The organism is Peribacillus huizhouensis, assembly GCF_014138605.1.
Taxonomy (GTDB): domain Bacteria; phylum Bacillota; class Bacilli; order Bacillales; family DSM-1321; genus Peribacillus; species Peribacillus huizhouensis.
In genome coordinates this window covers 262647-281541 of the sequence record NZ_JACJHX010000001.1, presented here as the reverse complement: position 1 = coordinate 281541, position 18895 = coordinate 262647, and the positions used below count along the sequence as shown (strand labels likewise).

Below are 18895 nucleotides of genomic sequence, written 5' to 3'. Positions count from 1 at the left end.
ACTATACACAGTTTGAAACCGATATTCTGTGTGTATAATGAGAGATTATACCTTGGGACTTCCTCTTTTTTGTTATATCTTACAATCCGTTGAATTCATCCAGTTCTTTTTTTATATCTGCTAATATGCTTTCACATTGTTTGACTAGGGTGGATGGGAATAGTTCATCTTCACCGTATTCTAAACCGTGAGGATAGTAATGCTTGCCCAAAAGTGGAACTAGTAATTTTATAACTGCTTTATGAGCGCCTACATCACCTTCAACCGCATACCCTTGTACACGAAGATAAAAAACACCATCTTTCAATTCGAATTTACGATCGTAACTGACACGTTCATAATCCCATTGCTCAGCTCTAATTAAGCCATAGTCAGCCATTAGACTATCAAGGCGGTTCAAATCTCCAGTCATGTTTTCTAATCCAAATTGTTCGAATCTCACAAAAAAACCTCCTATTCATACAATTAAATATGTAGTAAAAAAATCAGGAGAAATTTGATAAAAGTACATGTTTTACTCCCTAAGGTTTGTATAGACCAAATTCTCTCAAGTTTAATAATAGTATGAATTAATACAAGTTGCAATCGCTATCTTTCCGTATATTGGTACCGTTCACAGAAATACCATAAAAGTTAACAGTTTTTTTACATTTGTTCTAATGATATAGCCAATCCAAATTCTATAATAAGTGTAATAATCATGATATAATTAGATTAAGATATTAAAAAGTAAATTAGTATCCTATTATCTCTACTCGGATTTTTGCAAGTTTTAAACGGGTACCTTTTTTTATAGCGTTCTAAAGGAATTGTTTTAAAATTTAAAGTTCTTAACATCTTTGCTTATCTTAATAAGAGTCAGAGAGGGGAGTGTCTTCTGAAGACGTTCGCTAGAATTATTTTTTTTGTAATTGTATTTTTCATTTTAGGAATTTATTTTAATATTGATCAGAATGATGGCAGAGATGCTGTTCTTGATGGATCAAAGCAAGCTAATCCGGGTGGTCAGGAGAATCTTAAGAGTAAAGCGCCTACACTTGAAAATGGATTAATCACACCTAAGAGTGGATTGGCGCTGACTATAGGGAAGAATCAAGAAGAAGTATTAAAATCTTTTGGTGAACCAGATAGAATTGATTTATCAGCTTATGGGTATGATTGGTGGATCTATAATAAAAATCCAGATACGTATTTACAGCTGGCAATGGAAAAAGGAAAAGTAGTATCAGCATATGGAATAGGTGATTTAACCGATGTTTCACCTTTTTATATTGGACAACCAATAGACGAAATATATTCAAGTTTGTTTTTTGAAACTTCACTTGATATAGATACAGATACCGGCTCCTATCGTTTTGAATTATCAGAAGAAGATATGAATATAAGACCATTAATTAAGATAGGTGATATTTATATACAGCTTTATTTAGATAAATTTACAGGGACCGTGTCTAGTGTTCGATTTTTAAATGCTGAAACATTGATCAAGCAAAGGCCATATGAAGTAACATACAGAGGTGAATTAATGGGAGAACCTGAATTTTCCGAGGAAGAATGGTTACAGGTTGAGGATGGAAGTAAGCAACAAATATTTGATTTCACTAATATTATCCGAAGTCGGTTTAGTTTGAATCAGTTAAGCTGGGATGAACCCACTTCAGAGGTAGCTTTTCTACATAGTTCTGATATGTATAATGCTGATTATTTTTCGCATACGTCACCTACAGCCGGGGAGCTTGCAGAGAGATTGAAGACAGGTGAGGTCAAGTATACAATCGCTGGAGAAAATATAGCAGCAAAATACGTAGATGCTATTGAAGCAATGGAAGGCTGGTTGAATAGTAAAGGGCACCGAGATACAATGTTAAATAAAGAATTTACACATTTAGGTGTTGGAGTTTATCAAAAGTATTACACTCAAAATTTTATCAGCAAATAATGTTATTGCAGATGTTCTTAAAAAGTCATAACCGAGCATTTACTATACAGGATTTTTGTGATTACACGTTAATTACACTGTAAGTAGTAAATGTGAAGTTTGCCTTTCTGATGAAGCATCTGCTTTTTTGTTGTTTACTGATCGAATTGTAAAAGTTCTTTAGGTTATTAGGCACATATAATTTCGTACAGCATATTCTGAAAATAGGCTAATGCTTTATCCCGCATTAACGGGCAGTAAAACCCCACCTCAAAGCTTAGAGGAATCGAAGTAGAATAGGCGGGGGATAACTGCTCGTAAATGACCGATTGGTTCAATTGACAATCAGTGGGGATGAAGAAAACCCCCACTGATTGAAGTTTCACTTTATTTGGAGGTGAGGAAGAATGGTTAAGAGAAAACGCCCATCAGTTGATAAATTTAAGGAATTCGTACGAACTCATCCAGGGTTAACTGATCAAGTAAAAGCAGGAAAATATTCTTGGCAGCAGTTGTTTGAAGAATGGTATTTATTGGGTGGCGATCACGATAAATGGAATATATATACAGAAGAGAAAAAAGAACAAAAAGTAGAAGAAAAAAAATCGACAGATACTGGAGATATGGTTAGTACACTTGTAAATACCTTTAAAAACATGGATATTACGCAAATTCAACAATATATTTCAAATGCCAATCAAGCATTGGGGGCTATCCAAGGCATTCTCACTTCCTTTCAAGGTGATAATTCTGTAAAAGAAGAACCAAAAAAAATAGAAACTCGTAATAATCCATTTGTGTTTAAAAAAGATTGACAATTAAGGGGGAATTTTAATGCGACAAGATATTTATGAGGTGATTAAAGAAAATGAGGATTTGCTGAAATTAGTAAGGATGCAGCCGTATTGGTATCGTAAATTAATGAGAAATCCCCAATTGCTTGAGAAATTAGATACAGATGCAGCGTTTTTCTTTAAGAAATCAATTCCAGACCGAGTCTCTAAATTTTCTGATGGGGTTCAATTTGCTTCGATGATGATGAATATGTTTCAAGCAATGAAAACACCTTCATCTTAACTTAAGTATATAAAAGCGGATAATTCTCTCTCTCTTGTAGAAACTAAAAAAACAAAGGGAGGGCTATTTCATGCGCTATTTTATAGTTGTTTTTCTCATTGGAAGTTTGTTGACTGGTTGTGGTAATAAAATTCCGGAGCCGGAAAATGTAGCAATGGCTTCGACCGATAACGAAATCAGCGATCCTTTCAGTGTACATTATTTCGTTAAGGGAAATTCGATATTTGTGGAATGCTATGTAAAGGATTATTCATTTGCTAATCATAATCAAAAGCAACAGACGACTGTTTATGTATATATGGACGACAAGAAAGTAAAATCAGTAAATACAGCTGCCTTTATAATAAAAGATGTACCAGTTGGTCCTCATAAAATGAGGCTTGTTATCCATAATAAAGAAAAAAAAGTTGATCTTATTAAACAATTTAAGGTACATATAAGTTCAACAATTTGAGGGAAATAAAATTGAATGATGGAATTATATTGAAAATAATAAGAAAAGATAGTCGCTTCTAAATCGTATCCATGATAAAATGGTTGTGGAGGTGAGCGAATCTAATGCTTGCTACTATGGAAAGAGTCACTATTTTACAAAAAGCAGATGCCTTGGCTAAAATGGTTCTTGATTCGGAAGTTGGTCAAGAGTATTTTGAGCTTTTATATAATTTGCGTCACGATCAAGAGGCCCAGGATAAGATAAGAAAGTTTACATCTTTAAAGGACCTGTTTGAAGAAGTGCAACGCTTTGGAAAATATCATCCCGACTATAAACGGGTGAATTTAGAGATTCGCCATGTCAAGCGAGAGATGGATATGCATCCTTCTATCGCTGCGTTCAAAAGAGCAGAAACAGATTTACAGGCTGTATTAGATGAAATTAGTCATAGAATAGGACATGCTGTTTCTCCTTTTATTAAAGTACCTGCAGGAAGCCCGTTTTTCGAATCAGGGTCAAGCTGTGGTGGTAGCTGTGGTACAGGTGGCGGCTGTGGATGCTCGGCATAAAGTAAAACTTCAATCAGTGGGGTCTTGCTGCTCGTAAATGCGGGGTAAAGAAAAGGTCTGAATGTCAGACCTTTTTTTAGTGAAAAGAAAACTACGGAATACGTTGCGTTTGTCTTTCCCAATCACCTCGTATCAAGTTCTAAGGCTCTGTATAAAGATGGTTGAAATAAAAGTAACCGCTATGCTACACTTAACTAAACCTTGTTTGAATGTTTCGTATTTGAGAGAATCATTTCGAGGCTAATTGGATGATTTATTCCAAACTTACTAATCGATAAAGGCAGAATTTCAATCAGTGCACTTACGATTCTTCGATTCCTCTAAGTTTTGAGGTGAGATTCTTACTCCCGTGAAAATAGCCATTTTCATCATATTTGGTGACGCTTGCTTTATGTTTAGCTGCCCGTTAATATGGGATTAATTTTAGAAAAACTATTATTGATGAATTTTGTCAATAAGAAGGAGCGATATAAATATGTTTGGAACAAGACAAGCTCTTATTGTATATTTACATACATTAAAACAAGCTAAAATGCTTCGGAAGTTTGGCAATATTCATTTTGTCTCTAAAAAAATGAAATACGTGGTCATATATACTAATATGGAGGAAATTGAGACACTGTCTCAGAAATTGAATAGCTACTCATTTGTAAAAAAAGTTGAAGTGTCTTATAAACCATTTTTGAAAATGGAATTTGAGAACTCTAAGCCTGATAAAGCGAAAGAATACGATTATAAAATGGGAATTTAAAAAAGAGCTAGCTCATAAAATTTTGAGCAGCTCTTTTTTATTGAATTAAGGATTCGTTTTCCTTTGAGTTTTGTGCATTACTTTTCATTATTGATTATTGTAATGCTGGTAAGTATCTGTTCATTCGAAGAATCCCAATAAGATGCTGATAGTATAGTCCGCTTTCGGCGAATTGATTGGAGTTCTTTACTTGTAATTCGATGATAGTTTTATTTAATTCAGTAGCAAGATTTTCAAAAAGCTCGTACCGTTTATTTTTTTTATAATTTGGATTAGGGATACCTTCCCTGCAGACATATAGGGGTTGGAAATCACCTGGTTGTGTCGGTTTTAATACGATTACTAGAGAGGTAATGGGCGTATCGTCTATTTGGGTATGTAGAGCAAGCAGATGGACAATTCTATGTTTGTTTGATTTTCCGATTTCTAGTAATTCATATAGATCTGAATAACCACTTCCAAGTTCAATAAATCGTTGTATCAATTCAATCGCTCCTTTTTTTTCATCAACTTTACTTTATCATGTTAAAAGCGTATGTAAAAGTAACTAAATCAATCGTGAACGGAAGATTGAGTACGAAATAGGATGTTTTTTCAGTCGATTATAGCAAATGATAGTTTTTGGGTGAATGTTCAAAATAAAAAAACCTGCAGAATGCTCTGCAGGGTCCTTCTATTTCCTTCACATAAGGAAGAAGGTAAAGGGAGAGGAGAAACCGGAGGAAGGTCTTATGGGGAAATGTAAGACTTCTCCGCGGTTGGCAACAACACCTTCGAAAATGATGTTGTTATTCTTATTATCACCAAATATCTTCTTCTTATTCAAACTAATAGTATTTTTTTCAACTGACTTGTTTCTTCGTTCAAATCGATAATAATCCGTGTTAATTATTATTACTATTTGGGGGATGATGAAATAGACATGGAGCTGATCATGTAAAGTATTGGCTTACATTTTTGAATATGATAGGATAAATGAGAAATGAATTTAGTTGAAATTGTGGTGGAATATTATGAGGGTTGTTTCTGGAATATGTAAGGGAAGACCGTTAAAAGCTGTATCAGGGACAGGGACACGTCCTACAACAGATAAAGTAAAGGAATCTATTTTTAATATGATTGGCCCCTATTTTGATGGCGGTCAAGTACTTGATTTGTTCGCGGGAAGCGGTGGACTTGCGATTGAAGCATTGAGCAGGGGCATGGATAAAGCTGTATTGGTCGATCGTGATTACCAAGCGTTTCAAACAGTAAAAACAAATCTTGAAATATGTGGATTTACTGATTGTTCAGAGGTCTATAAAAATGATGCTGAACGTGCCTTAAAGGCTATTATGAAACGAAGCTTATCCTTTTCGCTAATATTGCTTGATCCTCCTTATAAGCAGCAAAAATTAGTGAAATTGCTTGAAATGATACATGATGCTAAGATTCTTGAAGAATCGGGAATTATTGTTTGCGAGCATGGCAATGATGTTGTGCTACCTGAAAACGTGAATGATTTAGTTAAATGGAAACATGAAAACTATGGTATCATCACTGTTTCAATCTATCGATGGAGAAATGAACGAGGTGAAAAGGAGGAGTTATAGTTGGGAAAAATTTCTATTTGTCCAGGTAGCTTCGATCCAATTACACTCGGACATCTTGATATAATACAAAGAGCTGCAAGAGTATTTGATGAGGTACATGTGGTGATTTTAAATAATAGTTCAAAAAAATCGCTGTTTACTGTCGATGAACGTATCGCGTTAATTCGTGAAGTTACGAAGCATATCCCGAATGTTAAAGTTGATTATTTCCAAGGTTTAACTGTAGATTATGCCAAAAGTGTTAACGCAAGTGCAATCATTAGAGGGTTAAGGGCAGTATCTGATTTTGAGTATGAAATGCAAATTACTTCCATGAACCGTGTTTTAGATGAGTCAATTGAAACTTTCTTTATTATGACGAAGAATCAGTATTCTTTTTTAAGTTCTAGTATTGTGAAAGAGGTAGCCAAATACGGTGGAAATATTTCAGAATTAGTCCCAGCCGTAGTTGCAGAGTCACTTCAGGAAAAATTTGCTCAGAAATAAAAAGTTGGATGACCAAAAAGCGTCATACATTCTTCATGTAATAGTTTTTTTTATATCTCTATTACATGAGGATGAGTTAGACTGCTCTGGTACATCCTTTTTTTATTCAGAAAAATTACGAAACAAAGTTAGTTTTATAATGGTGAAAAAGTTGATCACTTAATGGTGTATAAAGTTTCTCTTAATTCCGATAATGAAATAGAGTGTTAAAAATGCAATTGTAATTAAGGGACCATAATCCATTATTTTTTCGTAAAAGTGAAAACCAATCCCATTGTCATTCATCATAAAAACGGGATTAGAGTTCGATGGTTGACCATTTAAGCCCATTTTTTCGTAGATAGGTTTCCAAAGTATAAAGGTAAAAGTAGCAGCCAATATACCATGAACAATTCGTGCGAAGAAAAAGGGTGAAAAGCGAATATCAGTTTCAGCTAGAATACTCGCTACTTGAGCTTGGATGCTAAACCCGCTAAATCCAAGAATGAAACTTGTAATAATTGCTTTCTGCATGAGGGTTGCCTGTTCAACACCACTTGTCATTTGAGAACCGATCGTGATCTCGGATAGACCTGAAATGAAGGCCATACTCAATTCTTCTGGGAAATGAATCATATGTAGTCCGGCGATAACTCCTTGTGCAAGAATTGAAGTGACATTCATGTGAAAAAGCAATTTATTTATTACAGAGAATAAGATAATAAATCCACCAATCATTAATAAAGTATGAATGGAGGAGAGTACAGCGTCGCCGAGTAATTTACCAAGTGGTCGTTTTTCGTTCAGCCGAGTCCGATGCATTTGCTGGAGAGCGGTCTTAATGGAAGGTGCCTTTTTATAATAGGAGCTCGTCTTATCATCATCTTTCCCGTGAAATCTCATCAATAGGCCAACACAAATATTACCTAAATAATGTGAACTAGCAAGCATGATGCCCAAACTAGAATTATGAAAAAAACCAACGGATACCGCCCCAAACATAAATAACGGACTTGAGTAATTAGTAAAAGACACAAGCCGCTCAGCTTCAATCTTCGTTAACAGCTTTTCTTGACGCATTCTTGCTGTATACTTTGCGCCAGACGGAAATCCAGATGCCATACCCATTGCCCAAACAAATCCGCCAACCCCCGGAACCTTAAATAGTGGCCTCATTATTGGTTCAAGAATGACACCAATAAACTTAACAACGCCAAAACCAATAAGTAATTCTGAGATGATGAAAAATGGCAGCAATGATGGAAAAACAATTTCCCACCACATATTCAATCCTCTAATTGATGCTTCAAAAGACTCTTCGGGAAAGGTAATTAAACCTATTGCCATAATGATTGCTGAGGCAGCTAATACGATTGTTTTGATTTTTGTTTTAAACAAAATACGAGCCTCCTTAAAAAGCGAATATGCTATGCACTCATTTAGAGAAATGATAAAATAGGTATAATATGTAAAAATGCATTTTAAGCTAGTAATCTTGTCCACCTAAATACACAATATGCACATAAGCCAGCAATTAACACCATAACTTTGATAAGAAGTTTGAAATAACTATTGAGTGCAAAGAAGGGGGGAAGTCAGCTTTGAGAGAACCGAAAATCGGGTTGGCCCTTGGTTCAGGTGGAGCCCGAGGATTTGCTCATTTAGGAGTTATTAAGGTTTTAAAGGAGGCTGGCATATCAATTGATATGATTGCTGGTAGCAGTATGGGGGCACTAGTCGGTTCTTTTTATGCAGCAGGTTCAGATGTAGAACGTCTATATCGATTATCTAAGGTATTTAAAAGAAAATATTATTTAGACTTTACCGTTCCAAAGATGGGGTTTGTTGCAGGGAAAAAAGTGAAAGAACTTATCCGAGTATTTACCTATAACAAAAGGATTGAGGAGTTAGATATTCCACTCGCTATTGTAGCAACAGATATCAAAAAGGGAGAAAAAGTTGTTTTCCAAAGTGGTTCAATTGCAGATGCAGTTAGAGCGAGTATTTCTATTCCAGGTATTTTTGTCCCAGAAAAAATAGGCGATCGGTTATTAGTGGATGGCGGTGTCATTGATCGAGTGCCAGTATCGGTCGTTAGAAGTATGGGGGCAGATCTTGTGATTGCTGTTGATGTTTCGAATGTGAAAAAGGAAATAGAGATTACATCTATTTATGATGTGATTATGCAAAGTCTCGATATTTTACAAATGGAGCTAACCGAAAGCAGAAAACTATCTTCAGATGTGATGATCCGTCCACATGTGGAAAATTATAATTCAAAATCATTTACAAATATTCATGAAATAATTACTATTGGTGAAGAAGAAGCACGATTAAATCTCGAAAAAATTAAACAATGCATAGATACTTGGAGGGAATCTTACACCAATGAGACGTAAAATTTATATTCGCTCTTTACTTATAGTGTTCGTTCTGATTGTTGGTTCAACTTTTTATTATTTACCTTACTATGTAACAAAACCGGGAATGGCAAAAGAACTTGAACCAATTGTTTCTGTAGAGGGTGGAGACAAGGCTGAAGGAAGTTTTATGCTAACGACAATAAGAATGGGGAAAGCAAATATATATTCATATGCAATCGCAAAGTTCAGTGATTATCAGGAGTTATTTGCTGAAAAGGACATTCGTAGGGAAAATGAAAGTGATGAAGAGTATAACCTTAGACAACTACATATGATGGATGGATCAAAAAATCATGCAATTCAAGTTGCGTTCGAAAAAGCAGGAAAATCGATAACTTTTGATTATCATGGAGTTTACGTGCTTGGTGTGATTGAAGGAATGCCTGCAGAAAAAACATTAAAAACTGGTGATCAGATTATTAAAGTAGATCATCTGAAATTTCAATCTTCTCAAGAATTCATTGATTATGTTGCTGAAAAAAAAGTAGACGACGAAATTAACATCGTTTATATTCGCAATAATAAAGAATATACTGCTAAGATGAAATTAAAAGCATTTGATGAACATTCGGAGAAGGTAGGAATCGGGATATCACTTGAAGATGATAAAAGTCCGGTAACAAATCCTCCTATTAAAATTGATAGTGAGGAAATAGGTGGACCTTCTGCAGGTTTGATGTTTACACTTGAAATATATAATCAGTTAACAAAAGGTGACCTTACGAAAGGGTATCGAATTGCAGGAACTGGTACTATGTCTGAAGATGGAATAGTAGGCCCGATAGGTGGGATTCAACAAAAGATTGTGGCAGCACATAAAAGTGGGGCGGAGATTTTCTTTGCACCAAATGAACGAGGCAAAAAAGATTCAAATTACCGTGAAGCCTTAATTGCTGCAAAGGATATTAAAACAAAAATGAAGATTGTACCTGTAGATACATTTGATGATGCGCGAACTTATTTAGAAAAGCTTCCTTTTAAAAACTAATGATGCCTCATTTAATTGGTCTGACTCTTTTTTAGAAATGATTTTTTTGGAAGTTGAACGGAGTCATCTTTTTTAGTTATAACTAAGAAAGAGTGTGAAACCAGCATTTCACATGATGGATCCCATGCATACTGATGTAAGACACTACATTAAACTTATGAGGAGTCTAATTAGTTCAGCTAACAATCAGTGGGGAATGAAGAAAATCCCCGCTGATTGAAGTGTCACTTTATAAATATGTCTACTCATTGACAATAACAGGTGATTTATATTCACGTTGCATTAATAATTTTTGATAAGGTTGACTTAGACCGAGAGCGTAAACTTGTGAGGCTCTTAAATCTGGTTGGATGGATGGGTCGTTAAATGCAGACAGCCTGGATATGAGCGGTATGGGGAGATCTTTTTTGATTTTGTTTAAATATTCCCGTCCGTTTGAATTCATCCCGAGTAGCCTTAAAAAGGCTGGTGCTTCTATGAACGCATGCATATCTTCTTTCTTCATTCTAGTTAATAAGTGAACACACATCCTTTGGATCCTTGTCCATGTATAGCGTTTTGTTTTTAATAATGTAATAAATTCGTGGAAGGATGAAGCGATCGCTGCCATTTCCTTCATTCTAAACTCGATCCCTTCTTCAATCTCATAAATACTGGCAAGTTCTTCCACTGTAGCTGAAAGGATTTGATATTTTAACAGAGGCCAGTATTTTTCCCAATCGTGAAAAGAATGATAAACTGCTAAATATTGCTCTAGTACATCCTTTGTCGATTCAGGTATGTATGTAAAGATGTCTTTCAAATTTTTTTTATCCGCTATCGCCTTACGAATACCTGTTGCACTGGCTATTGAGCCGGTAGAAAGTTCAGTATCATGATAGCCCGCTGCAATACGATGAATGGTCATAGGTTTAATTTTAAATTGTTTCGATAACGCTGTTTTTACGTATTCTAGACCGAGAATATTATTTGGCTGAGTTAAATCGAGTACATTTTCATGACCTTGTATTTCATTAAACGCTAGCGATGTGGCTTTAGGATAACTGTATCCAGCCTTTAGATGGTAGCGGATTTTTTCATCAAATTCATCTTTGTTCTTTAATAAAAATTGGTAGGTAGACATAAAAGGTTCAAGTCGACCATTTTCGCTCCCGAAGCAAAATGTATCACAAGCAAGTGTTTCAAGAATACTGATAGCTCCTTGAGCGAAAATTCCTGCTTGCTGTGTTGCAAATGGATAGGGTAATTCAAAAACAAGATCTATACCGCCTTTAAGAGCCATTTTTGCCCGTGCCCATTTATTTACTAAGGCAGGTTCACCGCGTTGAAGAAATGAACCGCTCATGACAGCGATGACTACATCGGCTTTTGCTGCTTTCTTGCTCTCAATTGCATGATATACATGTCCATTATGAAATGGATTATATTCAACTACGAGTCCAACTGCTTTCATAAAACTCCCTCCTCTAAGATAATGTGTTTAGTTCTGTTCATACTTTAACATGAAAATGTAACGGCTCCAAATCACGAAAATTAACAGTTTAGCAAAGTAATGTTTGCATTGCTGTGAAAATTGGATATTATAGTAGGAGTGGGATTTGTGCAAGATGTGAATACTAGAATGGTGAGCTAAAGAGTAGTTACATGCTGTAGTAGCCATCAACTAAGTCGTCTGCTTATTAATCTTATGGGGAGAACCGCCCCTTAGCTTGCTCGTCTTATGTTTGGCGCTGATAAACGGGCACTTTTCGGTTTATGGGTGTAAAGAAAAAATATTGACAAACGGTAGATAGACAGCTATAATTACCTTTGTTGCCTTAGAGGTGATTGATTTGAAATGGACGATTGGCCAACTTCAAAAATTTCGAGATAAAGAATTACAGATCGATGAATTTGTGGATGTTTCTGATCTTAAGGAAAGAGATTCACAAATTCGTGGTGTATCGCCAATAAAGGTAACTGGCAGAGCTGATATTCACTCTTCAGATATTACCTTCCATCTGCACTTATCTGGAACAATAATTCTTCCTTGTTCTCGAACACTGGTAGATGTAAAATATCCGATTGATATTGAAACAACTGAAACCTTTATACTTAAAGCGGAACTTGCTGAATATGCAATAGATGAAGCAACTGCTGTTATTGGCGATGTTGTGGATCTTATACCAGTAATTAAAGAAAATTTATTGCTTGAAATTCCAATGCAGGTTTTTTGTGAGGATGTTAATGTTGAAGGCGCTGCTCCTCAATCTGGGGAACATTGGTCTGTTTTGACTGAGGAAGAACAGAAGCAGAAAGTAGACCCTAGATTAGCAAAGCTTGCAAACTTTTTTGACAACAATAAAGAATCGTAATGGGGAAACAGAAGGAATGTAAAGATTCATTCTTGATTGCTTCTTGACTTTTTATAAGGAGGTGGGAATAATGGCTGTACCTGCTAGAAGAACGTCTAAAACTGTAAAAAGAAAACGTCGTACACACTTCAAATTAGTAGTACCTGGTATGACAGAATGCCCAAGCTGCGGTGAAATGAAACTTTCACACCGTATCTGTAAAGAATGTGGGACTTACAACGGAAAAGAAGTTGTGAGCAAATAATTTCTTAAAATAAAAAAAGCACAAAGATTATATTAATCTTTGTGCTTTTTTTATTTGTGAAAAATAGTTTACGTCGATTAGCTAATTACAAGTATAAGGTACGAACCATATGAAAAGCAGGAAATGATGATTATATTCAAGAATACTATCATATTGAATGAAAGAAATTGATATTAGCATGAATAGCTATGTTTTATCCATCTGAAAGTAGAAGTGTATTTTTAATAAATTCTAAAAAATCAGGTATATTATCTTTTCCCTTCTTCTATCTTTTCTATCAAGTGCATATGATTGTAGTACAGTGAGGTTGACTCTAGACCAATAGGAAACGCTCCTTTGTAGTTGCACTCCATCATCTTTGAGCTATGAATTTGTACAGGAAACCTTTATGGCGTTAAAACGCCACCAGTTACTATGAAGGATCAATCAAGTAGCACGCTACACTCACCTAGTCACAATGGTGGCGGTGCGGAGCCGGATTATTGGATGTTTACTCGATCATATAAGTATGCCTGCTAAGTAGGTTATATGAGTAAGTCGCGAAGCCCCGTCCCCATGTCCTTCATACAAAAAAGCCATGTGCATACTTTTCAATAAAAAAGCAGACTTCTTTCTCATAAAGTATGAGTTATACAGTTGTGCATAGTGGATAAAAAATAAGTTGGGGGGATTTCAATGTCAATGGCAAGGCAGGATGCATGGACTCAAGATGAAGATGTTTTACTAGCTGAGGTGGTTTTACGTCATATTCGTGAAGGAAGTACCCAGCTCAACTCCTTTGAAGAGGTGGGCAAGAGTTTATCAAGAACTGCTGCTGCTTGTGGTTTTCGCTGGAACTCACATGTACGAAAACAGTATAAATCTGGTATTGAACTGGCAAAAATGCAAAGAAAAGAAAATAAGAAACTTCCATTAAGAATAAAAGAAGAAGTTGTATCTACTGTGACAGAAACCTCTGTTGACATCCCGCATTTACATCCAACTAACTCAACGCTTACTATGAAAGATGTTGTCCAGTATCTTACACTAGTGGAGGAACAAACGCTAAATGATAGCCGTGACAGACAGTTGATAACACAAGAGTACGATAAACTTCTGATAGAGAACGAAAATCTGAAAAATGATAACACAAAGCTGTTTGAAAAACTGAAGTCAGTTGAAGATGACTACAATGCGTTGCTTCAAATTATGGAACGAGCAAGAAAATTAATCGTATTCGAAGAAGATAAAAAAGAAAAAAAGGTGAAATTCCAAATGGATAAGAATGGGAATCTAGAAAGAGTGGAAAAGTAACAAAAGAAGGTTAGTTAACTCTTGTAGGAGTGCTTTGCTGTAACGATAGGCTCTATGAATAAATGTGATGGAAAGAATGGCTTTCTAAACATCATTAATCGCACAAGTTGGTATTGAATATTTGCTTGTGTGATTAAACATTTTATCCTACACTAAACGCTAAGTAAGACTCTCATGGTAAGATTCTTAGCATAAGGTTTGGGGAACGACTGCTTGTATAGGTCCGATTGGTAAGATACAGTGAAACTTACCGGTAAAGTTTACACCAACAAGTTGTAGGTCACAAAGACGAAAGTACGTAGTGTACTTTCGTCTTTGTATATTGTAGAACAATATTTCATAGAGCAAACTTATCTATGTAAGGTAGGGGTGGGTGTATTAGCGATACTAGAACAGGTTTAACCATCAGAAGAGTGTGAGGTACACCCTTCTGATGGAAGATTTACTTTATTGGTTATTAGTAGTTTCAGGTGTCCATAATATTGGATTTTCCCCCAAATCTCGATCCATATCATATGAAACTGAATGAAATCCCATTTTGTCCCAAAACTTTTCTGATTTCACTCTTGGATTTGTTTTGATTGGCTTTTTGAAGCTTTTCGCGAAGTCAACAAGTGTGGATCCGTAATGTTTTTGTCTATAATCCGGTAAAACTTCAAGCTTCCATAATTCTAAAAAATCTTGTTTCGGTTCAAAATATTGATCAAATTTTGCTTTTCTTTCGTATAGGCTCATCCTTGCAACAAGCTTGTCGCCAAAGTAAATCCCATAAAATGGCGAGATACTATCGTTTTCGATAATGTTTGCTTCTAAATCATCTATCATTGATAGCTCTTGAATACCGTACTCTTTAAATTTTTTGAATTCTTCCAGTGTTTTATAATTCACTAATAAACGTTCCACTTTATAGTTCATAAAAAAAGCTCCCCCTTTTTACCGCAGTTTATATAAGTATCTAGGAATCCATTAATAGCATGGTATCAGTTGGGCTATCAAAAGAATTCTGAAAAAGAAACCGCTTTACATGTATTATATAATATTTAGTGAAACAATTCCCTAGAAAGATGCTTAATTAACATAATATAAAAAATTATTAAAATAATGCCCAATTTCCTTTGCTTTTAAAAAGGATAAAGCGATAATAAGTTGACTAACCTTATCTTTTATACAACATCATCGAAAATAATATTCAGATCAAAAGGATTTCATTCCAAGTAGTGATTAAGTTTGGTAACATAAATAATAAATAACCTCACTCTCGATGAGGAAATCAACTTTAAAAAGGAGTAATAGGCGGAGTATAGCAAAAAATCTAATTTATCCCGCATTAACGGGCGTGAAAACCCCCACTTTCGGTTTAAGCAGAAATGCAGTTTAAATTAATCATGCTTCGTCCCATTTTCCTATAAAAATGGAAGGTAGGGAGCTATGGATATAGGAATAATCGGCGGTGGATCGATAGGACTACTTTTTGCCGCTTATTTACAAGGGGTATATGAGATTACACTATATACAAGAACGAAAAAACAGGCTGATGAACTTATGCAGCTAGGGTTAACACTAAAAAGCGATGGACTATCTAAGATCAAAAAGGTAAAAGTGGTTCCGATTTTTGAGGGGATTGCTAAACATGACTTATTGTTTATAGCTGTTAAACAGTATCACCTACATGAGGTGATCCCACTTATTCAAGATCCCGAAATTCCGCTTGTGTTTTTACAAAATGGATACTCACATATTAAAATGATAAAACAGTCAGCTTTACAAGAAATTTATATCGGGGTAGTCGAGCATGGTGCATTAAAACATGATAATACAACGGTTGAACATACAGGTTTAGGAGTGACCAGAATTGCAGCCTATTCGGGGAAACTTAAAGATTTTCCGTTATTTCAAAGAGAAATTAGTATGTTCCCCTTTAAAGCTGAGAAGGATTTTCAGGAGATGCTTCTAAATAAATTATTAGTAAATGCAATGATTAATCCTTTAACTGCAATATTAAAGGTTGAAAACGGTGAACTTATTAATAATCCTCATTTCTATTTATTATTTAAAAAGTATTTTGAAGAAATTTCGAATATATTTGAAATTGAAAATAGAGAACAGGTTATAGATCATATTGAACAAATTTGTCTCGCAACTTCGAAAAATCGTTCATCTATGTTAAAAGATATTGAATTAGGAAGGAAAACTGAAATTGATGCGATTACGGGTTATATCATGGAGTCTGCGATAGAAAGGAAAAAACCGTATGAAATGACAGCAATTATATATTCCTTAGTTAAAGGGATGGAAAGTTAGGTGAGTGTGTAACATGGTATCAATGTTCTCGAGTGTAGCTGCAACTTTCATAACAATGCCTATCCTTGCGTATATCATTTTTTTCATTGTTATGAAGCAAGTAACCGGAAATCATCGGCGTTCTGTACAAGTAGCGATGGATATTAGCACTCTTTTATTTATTCTTTCTGTACATTATCTTATTATCGCTATCTGGGATCGTCACATTATTTGGGTTTTACTTTTGGCAATGATTACGATTGGATGCATTGTAGTTGTTGTTCACTATCGGGTCAAAGGAGAAATAATTTTTCAAAAAGTATTAAGAGGTTTTTGGCGGCTTAATTTTGCTTTTTTCTTTTGTGTTTATTTTGTTCTTTTACTTTATGGAATTACCACAAGGGTTCTGTTGACCTTTTAAATTGCCAATATAAAGATATTAGAGACACAGTAGCAGAAGTCGTGGGCAAGTTTTTTTGTATTCAGCAAATGTGATGATATACTCAATTTAGAATTGTAGAAGCAGAGAAAGGGAGTACATAAATGGAGTTGAAAGATCTCGCGTTACCATCACTAAATGCATTTGCTTCAGATTATCTTACTAATCAATTAGACATAGATGATTTTTTTCATTACAGCTTAACTGATGAAGGAAAGTATAATAAACGATATCAGGAATTAATGTCACGAAATTTCTTTCGTGCTGAAGTGGCTGATTACATAGAGAATTATATGGAAAAGTATACTTTGTCGATTCCCATTAAAAAAAATATAGAGGCATTCCGAAAAGAAGATTCTGTTGTTGTTATTGGAGGACAGCAGGCAGGGCTACTAACGGGCCCACTCTATACGATTCACAAAGTGATCTCCATTATTAAACTAGCTGAAGAACAAGAAAAGGCGTTAGGTAAGAAGGTTATTCCTGTTTTTTGGATAGCTGGAGAGGATCATGATTTAGCTGAAGTGAATCATGTTTATACATTAAAGAATGGAATTACAGAGAAAAACACATACCCATTTTATCATCCATTTAAATCAATGATTTCGGACATTGAGCTTGATACAGAAACCGCTCAATCTTGGGTACGTGAAATTATCGAGTCATATGGAGAGACGGAATTTACTAATAAATTACTTGCTGATACAAATGAATTCATTAAACGATCTACAACATTTGTTGAATTTTTTGCCTGTTTAATTCATACCTGGTTCCATGACTATGGCCTTCTTTTGATCGATGCGGCTGATCCTGAATTAAGAAAGCTTGAATCAGAGTTTTTTGCGATGTTCATTGATAAGGCAGAAGAGATTACAGCGGCCGTACAATCTCAGCAGATACATATTCAGCAAAAAGGATATAAACGGATGATAGACATGCAAGAAAAAGCAGCAAATTTATTTTATTATGATCCGAAGAAAAAAGATCGAATTTTACTTGAAGTGGAAAATGGGATTTTTTCAGGGAAAAATAAGGATGTTTCTTTTACACAGCAAGAGTTGCATAAATGTTCAAGAGTTACACCTGAACGATTAAGTAATAATGTAGTGACTCGGCCAATCATGCAAGAAATGCTATTTCCAGTGCTTGCATTTATATCTGGACCTGGTGAAATTGCCTATTGGGCAGAACTAAAGCAAGCTTTTGAGCTGTTTTCAATGAAAATGCCTCCAATTGTACCAAGGCTAAATATTACGATACTTGAGCGAGGAATAGCTACAGACCTGAACGAGGTAGGAATGAATTTGGAAACTGTGTTAACAAAAGGAACGAAACCAGCTCAGAGTCAATTCCTTAATTCTGTCAAGGATGATACAATCGAGGGATTATTCTATGAAATGAAAGCGAAGCTAAATGAGAATCACGCTATGTTTACCGAGAGAGCCTTAACACTCGATAAAGGGTTAGATCCATTGTTACAGAAAAATCGGCAATTTATTGAACAACAGCTTGATTTTATTTATGGGAAAGTGACTGATAGTTCACGTAAAAAACATGAAGTAGTCTTGAATAAGTATGAGCGGATTCAAAATTCATTATTTCCGCTTAATGCTCCTCAGGAAAGAATGTGGAATATATTCTATTATGTTAATAAATATGGTACAGATTTCATAAATGAATTGGTTCAGCAACCGTACACATTTAATAACGAGCATAAAGTTATTTATCTGTAAGAGTTTTTTATTCCAATATTCACTATTCTTATATGGATTTCGTTTTAAGTTTGGATACACTATGCTTTGCAATTTATCATTAAATAAGGTAAAGAAGACAGGCGGTTTGCGTCTGTCTTCTTTTTTTTGCTTTGAAACTTGCCTATTGAAGGCAAAGAGAGGCATTCGCTGTCCACGGGCGGGTCCACTGCGCGCTCGTGGGTCTCCCTTTAACTCGCTATTCCCGCAGGAGTCTCACGCCTTTCGCTACAATCAACATCTGGGTTTAACATAGCCTTTGCTTTTATTAGGGCTAGCATCAAGCTAGTCAGATAATTAAAAGGACTCACCTCG

At 35.2% G+C, this 18895-nt stretch carries 21 protein-coding genes; 16 read left to right on the top strand and 5 right to left on the bottom strand.

The annotated features are described in order from the left end of the window. Window positions 1–79 precede the first annotated feature (79 nt). Window positions 80–442 (bottom strand): YugN family protein, encoded by a 363-nt coding sequence (locus tag HNP81_RS01295; RefSeq protein WP_028392973.1) that lies wholly within the window; start codon window positions 440–442, stop codon window positions 80–82. A gap of 627 nt (window positions 443–1069) precedes the next feature. Between HNP81_RS01295 and HNP81_RS01290 the strand changes: the two genes are divergently transcribed. From HNP81_RS01290 to HNP81_RS01265, 6 genes are all read left to right on the top strand, one after another. Next, a complete protein-coding gene (locus HNP81_RS01290; protein ID WP_246399200.1) occupies window positions 1070–1939 on the top strand; it encodes a CAP domain-containing protein in 870 nt (289 codons plus the stop codon). Window positions 1940–2325: 386 nt separating this feature from the next. Further along, complete coding sequence (gene ylbD, locus HNP81_RS01285) at window positions 2326–2733, top strand: spore coat protein YlbD (RefSeq protein WP_028392971.1); 408 nt, start codon at window positions 2326–2328, stop codon at window positions 2731–2733. A gap of 19 nt (window positions 2734–2752) precedes the next feature. Further along, window positions 2753–2995 (top strand): YlbE-like family protein, encoded by a 243-nt coding sequence (locus HNP81_RS01280; RefSeq protein ID WP_028392970.1) that lies wholly within the window; start codon window positions 2753–2755, stop codon window positions 2993–2995. 70 nt (window positions 2996–3065) lie between these two features. Beyond that, window positions 3066–3449 carry a hypothetical protein gene (locus tag HNP81_RS01275; RefSeq protein ID WP_051405051.1) on the top strand — a complete coding sequence of 128 codons (384 nt, stop codon included), beginning with the start codon at window positions 3066–3068 and terminating at the stop codon, window positions 3447–3449. Between the two features lie 104 nt (window positions 3450–3553). After that, window positions 3554–4000: a YlbF/YmcA family competence regulator gene (locus HNP81_RS01270; protein ID WP_028392969.1), complete on the top strand. Its 447-nt coding sequence runs from the start codon at window positions 3554–3556 to the stop codon at window positions 3998–4000. 475 nt (window positions 4001–4475) lie between these two features. Continuing rightward, window positions 4476–4751, top strand: coding sequence for a YlbG family protein (locus HNP81_RS01265; protein ID WP_028392968.1), 276 nt, complete (start codon window positions 4476–4478; stop codon window positions 4749–4751). Window positions 4752–4845: 94 nt separating this feature from the next. Here the strand turns inward: HNP81_RS01265 and HNP81_RS01260 are convergent, their stop codons facing one another. Next, the gene (locus HNP81_RS01260) at window positions 4846–5235 is read right to left on the bottom strand and encodes a DUF7147 family protein (RefSeq protein WP_182501312.1); all 390 of its coding nucleotides are present in this window, start codon (window positions 5233–5235) and stop codon (window positions 4846–4848) included. A gap of 529 nt (window positions 5236–5764) precedes the next feature. On the opposite strand from HNP81_RS01260, the gene rsmD reads away from it, so the two are divergent. Both rsmD and coaD read left to right on the top strand, forming a co-directional pair. Next, the gene (rsmD, locus tag HNP81_RS01255; protein ID WP_028392966.1) at window positions 5765–6343 is read left to right on the top strand and encodes a 16S rRNA (guanine(966)-N(2))-methyltransferase RsmD; all 579 of its coding nucleotides are present in this window, start codon (window positions 5765–5767) and stop codon (window positions 6341–6343) included. Then, a complete protein-coding gene (gene coaD / locus HNP81_RS01250; RefSeq protein WP_182501311.1) occupies window positions 6344–6829 on the top strand; it encodes a pantetheine-phosphate adenylyltransferase in 486 nt (161 codons plus the stop codon). It abuts the gene before it with no gap. Window positions 6830–6988: 159 nt separating this feature from the next. Here the strand turns inward: coaD and spoVV are convergent, their stop codons facing one another. After that, a complete protein-coding gene (gene spoVV / locus HNP81_RS01245; protein WP_028392964.1) occupies window positions 6989–8206 on the bottom strand; it encodes a dipicolinic acid transporter SpoVV in 1218 nt (405 codons plus the stop codon). A gap of 203 nt (window positions 8207–8409) precedes the next feature. Between spoVV and HNP81_RS01240 the strand changes: the two genes are divergently transcribed. Beyond that, on the top strand, window positions 8410–9207 hold the full coding sequence (locus HNP81_RS01240) for a patatin-like phospholipase family protein (protein ID WP_028392963.1): 798 nt from the start codon (window positions 8410–8412) through the stop codon (window positions 9205–9207). Next, complete coding sequence (locus HNP81_RS01235) at window positions 9197–10219, top strand: SepM family pheromone-processing serine protease (RefSeq protein WP_182501310.1); 1023 nt, start codon at window positions 9197–9199, stop codon at window positions 10217–10219. Before HNP81_RS01240 ends, HNP81_RS01235 begins: the two co-directional genes overlap by 11 nt. Window positions 10220–10460: 241 nt before the next feature. Here HNP81_RS01235 and HNP81_RS01230 read toward each other — a convergent pair whose 3' ends face one another. Then, window positions 10461–11672, bottom strand: a complete 1212-nt coding sequence (locus HNP81_RS01230; RefSeq protein WP_182501309.1) for a nucleotidyltransferase — start codon at window positions 11670–11672, stop codon at window positions 10461–10463. A 379-nt stretch (window positions 11673–12051) separates the two neighbouring features. On the opposite strand from HNP81_RS01230, the gene HNP81_RS01225 reads away from it, so the two are divergent. The 3 genes from HNP81_RS01225 (at window position 12052) to HNP81_RS01215 (ending at window position 14110) form a co-directional block, all read left to right on the top strand. Continuing rightward, a complete protein-coding gene (locus tag HNP81_RS01225; RefSeq protein WP_028392960.1) occupies window positions 12052–12573 on the top strand; it encodes a YceD family protein in 522 nt (173 codons plus the stop codon). Between the two features lie 70 nt (window positions 12574–12643). Beyond that, window positions 12644–12817 (top strand): 50S ribosomal protein L32, encoded by a 174-nt coding sequence (gene rpmF, locus HNP81_RS01220; protein ID WP_028392959.1) that lies wholly within the window; start codon window positions 12644–12646, stop codon window positions 12815–12817. Between the two features lie 675 nt (window positions 12818–13492). Continuing rightward, the gene (locus HNP81_RS01215) at window positions 13493–14110 is read left to right on the top strand and encodes an RsfA family transcriptional regulator (protein ID WP_028392958.1); all 618 of its coding nucleotides are present in this window, start codon (window positions 13493–13495) and stop codon (window positions 14108–14110) included. Window positions 14111–14557: 447 nt separating this feature from the next. On the opposite strand, the gene HNP81_RS01210 is transcribed toward HNP81_RS01215, so the two are convergent. Then, on the bottom strand, window positions 14558–15025 hold the full coding sequence (locus HNP81_RS01210) for an N-acetyltransferase (protein ID WP_028392957.1): 468 nt from the start codon (window positions 15023–15025) through the stop codon (window positions 14558–14560). 513 nt (window positions 15026–15538) lie between these two features. Here HNP81_RS01210 and HNP81_RS01205 point away from each other — a divergent pair. The 3 genes from HNP81_RS01205 (at window position 15539) to bshC (ending at window position 18562) form a co-directional block, all read left to right on the top strand. After that, on the top strand, window positions 15539–16411 hold the full coding sequence (locus HNP81_RS01205) for a 2-dehydropantoate 2-reductase (protein ID WP_182501308.1): 873 nt from the start codon (window positions 15539–15541) through the stop codon (window positions 16409–16411). 13 nt (window positions 16412–16424) lie between these two features. After that, on the top strand, window positions 16425–16811 hold the full coding sequence (locus HNP81_RS01200; protein ID WP_028392955.1) for a DUF3397 domain-containing protein: 387 nt from the start codon (window positions 16425–16427) through the stop codon (window positions 16809–16811). 122 nt (window positions 16812–16933) lie between these two features. Continuing rightward, window positions 16934–18562 (top strand): bacillithiol biosynthesis cysteine-adding enzyme BshC, encoded by a 1629-nt coding sequence (gene bshC, locus HNP81_RS01195; RefSeq protein WP_182501307.1) that lies wholly within the window; start codon window positions 16934–16936, stop codon window positions 18560–18562. The last annotated feature ends 333 nt before the right edge of the window (window positions 18563–18895 follow it).

Coding starts and splice junctions, on each gene's coding strand:
- ylbD (WP_028392971.1), top strand. CDS start 2,326: ATGGTTAAGAGAAAACGCCCATCAGTTGATAAATTTAAGGAATTCGTA.
- HNP81_RS01205 (WP_182501308.1), top strand. CDS start 15,539: ATGGATATAGGAATAATCGGCGGTGGATCGATAGGACTACTTTTTGCC.
- HNP81_RS01215 (WP_028392958.1), top strand. CDS start 13,493: ATGTCAATGGCAAGGCAGGATGCATGGACTCAAGATGAAGATGTTTTA.
- HNP81_RS01200 (WP_028392955.1), top strand. CDS start 16,425: ATGGTATCAATGTTCTCGAGTGTAGCTGCAACTTTCATAACAATGCCT.
- HNP81_RS01270 (WP_028392969.1), top strand. CDS start 3,554: ATGCTTGCTACTATGGAAAGAGTCACTATTTTACAAAAAGCAGATGCC.
- HNP81_RS01235 (WP_182501310.1), top strand. CDS start 9,197: ATGAGACGTAAAATTTATATTCGCTCTTTACTTATAGTGTTCGTTCTG.
- bshC (WP_182501307.1), top strand. CDS start 16,934: ATGGAGTTGAAAGATCTCGCGTTACCATCACTAAATGCATTTGCTTCA.
- HNP81_RS01230 (WP_182501309.1), bottom strand. CDS start 11,672: ATGAAAGCAGTTGGACTCGTAGTTGAATATAATCCATTTCATAATGGA.
- rsmD (WP_028392966.1), top strand. CDS start 5,765: ATGAGGGTTGTTTCTGGAATATGTAAGGGAAGACCGTTAAAAGCTGTA.
- HNP81_RS01265 (WP_028392968.1), top strand. CDS start 4,476: ATGTTTGGAACAAGACAAGCTCTTATTGTATATTTACATACATTAAAA.
- HNP81_RS01210 (WP_028392957.1), bottom strand. CDS start 15,025: ATGAACTATAAAGTGGAACGTTTATTAGTGAATTATAAAACACTGGAA.
- HNP81_RS01275 (WP_051405051.1), top strand. CDS start 3,066: ATGCGCTATTTTATAGTTGTTTTTCTCATTGGAAGTTTGTTGACTGGT.
- HNP81_RS01280 (WP_028392970.1), top strand. CDS start 2,753: ATGCGACAAGATATTTATGAGGTGATTAAAGAAAATGAGGATTTGCTG.
- rpmF (WP_028392959.1), top strand. CDS start 12,644: ATGGCTGTACCTGCTAGAAGAACGTCTAAAACTGTAAAAAGAAAACGT.